The organism is Anabaenopsis sp. NIES-4685 (assembly GCF_059725405.1).
The window spans coordinates 625,603-628,217 of sequence record NZ_AP043602.1 but is presented as its reverse complement, the minus strand read 5'-3'; the positions used below and the strand labels follow the sequence as shown (position 1 = coordinate 628,217).

Sequence of the window (2,615 nt, the reverse complement as noted above, 5' to 3'; positions counted from 1 at the left end):
ATAAGTAACTGTTGACGGTTGACGGTTGACGGTTGACCGTTGACCGTTGACAGCGGCTAAATTTATTGGTTGATTTATTTATCATTTTGGCGATCGCCTATTTGTTGACCCTTGACCGTTGACGGTGGGTAATTTTTTGGGTGGGTTCAATTAACGTGACGTGAGTTCGATGGAACTAAAAAATGGTATGAGGTACAGCAGGTAAATCTTTTGGGTAGATATCAATGGCAGGTTTTTTAGGCAGATAAAAGTTAAGCAAATTCATATATAGCCAGCTTTTTGCGCTTTCTTATCCCTCAAACTCACGTTAAATTACATCTTGTAGCACTCCGCGGGTGTTTTTCCATGCCCAAATACCAACACCTGCAACTATAATACTCATTGCCACCAAAACAATTCTTAAGCCGAGCATATCTGTTAAAGGGCCAGTAATTGCCAGGGGTGCAGATAAGGCAATATTAACGATATGATTTTGAAAGCCAAATACTTTTCCGTGCATGGGGGGTGGTGTGCGCTGTTGAATTAAAGTTTGCATCGGTACGCCAATTAATGCAGCACCTACACCCAAAAAGGCACTTAGTCCTAGAGCGAGAATGAGATTATGGGTGAAAGTGAACACCCCTAAAACCAGGGACATCATTAAAAATCCCATTAGGGGTAAGGGTTTGTGATGCAATTTATCGCCCCAATGACCTAAAATTGCTGCACCAAATACCATACCTACACCCGCAGCAGCTAAGAAAAAGCCAAATTGTTTATCCTTTAAACCAAAGTCGGCGGCTAATCTAATGGTTAATACCATTAATGCGGCAAAGACACAATATAAAGTTGTGAGTTGCAGCATGGCGTTTAATATTAAAGGATTTTTTGTGAGATAGCCTAAACCTGCTTTGAAGTCAGCCCAAGGATTAATTACACTGGTGCTTTCATTACCCGATAATCTGCTTTCGGCTCCGAAGTTAATCAGCTGTACGGCTAATCCTGATAATAGGTATAGTACACCGACGACAATTTCTTGACCATACCTGGCTCCTAACCAATCTTTGGCTAAAGTTAATATTGGCTCTCCAATAGCAAAACCCACAATTAAAGATCCCATCATGGTGGTGCTGTACACCGCATTGGCCGCCATAAAATTCTCTCTTCGCACTAAAACCGGGATAGCAGCTTGTTGAGCGGGAGTGAAAAATTGGGCTAAGGTGGAAACACCAAAAGTCAGCAACAATAACATGAAAAAGTCTCTTGGTAAAAATGCAATGAATAGCATTAATACAGTTTGAATATAATTAGAGACGGTTAAAACCAGCTTTTTAGAGAAGCGGTCAACAAAGATACCACCCGCAGAACCGAACAAAATCGCCGGTAATGTAAAGGCTAGCATCAAAATTGAGTACATGGAGTTTTGGGCTAACCCGGTCGGCGGTTGGTAATTCTCCAGCAGCGCCACCATTAACACAAAAAATATTTTATCTCCTAACTGGGAGAACAGCTGCCCAATCCACAGGAGCATAAAACCACGATTTTTTAGCAGGGCGCTAAATCCGTTATTGACAGCAGCTGGTTCAGTGGGAAACATTATAAATACTGGGAATTTACTACTGGAACTGAGATGGGGGAATAAGCTATATTTTCTTTGCTTCTCCTCATTTCCTGGTGTTGATATTTATTATTTGGGAATTTTCAATTTTGAGTTGTTTAGTTTTCACTCATGTTGATTGATTCTATTGTTCATAGCGTTTGATTAGTAAATGTAAAAATTCCGCTGGAGTCAGGGGAACTGGGGGTTGAGAGGCTTTTACAGATGAATGTATCCACCAACCTTTTACTGTTTGAGGCGCGCGCCACATCGATAAATGGTTTACTGCTGGATCTGCGTAAAAGTTATCATGTCTACCACCCGATAATGAAGAACTCCAATGGGTAAAATAATCATGACTCATGCGATGTATCGGAAAGTTACCCCATAGTGGGACTCCCCAGCCATCTATAGCAATAAAGGCCTTAATATTACCACCTAACAATTGCCAGGAACAGGCCGCCCCTATGGCTCCCACCACACCGGCACTAAAGCTAATGAATGTTACTGGTGATTTTAAATCATTCCGTAAGCGATCGCCTAAAAATTGCAGAATGTGAACTGATGATAAAACTAATAACCCATCACCGGGAAAAACCAGGATTTTACCGCTGTTTTGTGGTTTGCAGCTATCAGGGGCTGAAAACAAGCATTCTGATATAAAGTTTTCTGTCAATCCCGGCTCATGGATTCCAGGGCAAATAATTATACTCATTTCTCTTCAGTCATAATTGGCTGTCCATGATTTCTCATAGATTTTTGTACTTTATCACACTCTTGACTAAGTAACAGCAACTAGACAACTCCCCACATGAATTTACTAAGTTAGTTGATGTTACCTTGATGATATCTGAAAACAGCCCTCTAAACTAAATTCTCATGTGGAATCCAGCTTGATCAAACAACTATTTTTACTACTCAGTAAATAGTAATAACCCTTATATGCCTTTTGATATATTATTGTTAACTCCATGATCAACCTATCCCCCTGGATGGGATAATAAACTACTAATTAGCGGATCAATAGAGTTATTCCCTA

Annotated in this window: 2 protein-coding genes; both read right to left on the bottom strand. The window is 40.4% G+C overall.

The window, feature by feature from the left end; genetic code table 11:
- Nucleotides 1-307 precede the first annotated feature (307 nt).
- The gene (locus tag AC6IZ0_RS02865; protein WP_271733525.1) at nt 308-1,576 is read right to left on the bottom strand and encodes an MFS transporter; all 1,269 of its coding nucleotides are present in this window, start codon (nt 1,574-1,576) and stop codon (nt 308-310) included.
- Nucleotides 1,577-1,721: 145 nt separating this feature from the next.
- Nucleotides 1,722-2,291, bottom strand: coding sequence for a hypothetical protein (locus AC6IZ0_RS02860; RefSeq protein WP_497725004.1), 570 nt, complete (start codon nt 2,289-2,291; stop codon nt 1,722-1,724).
- Nucleotides 2,292-2,615: the final 324 nt, after the last annotated feature.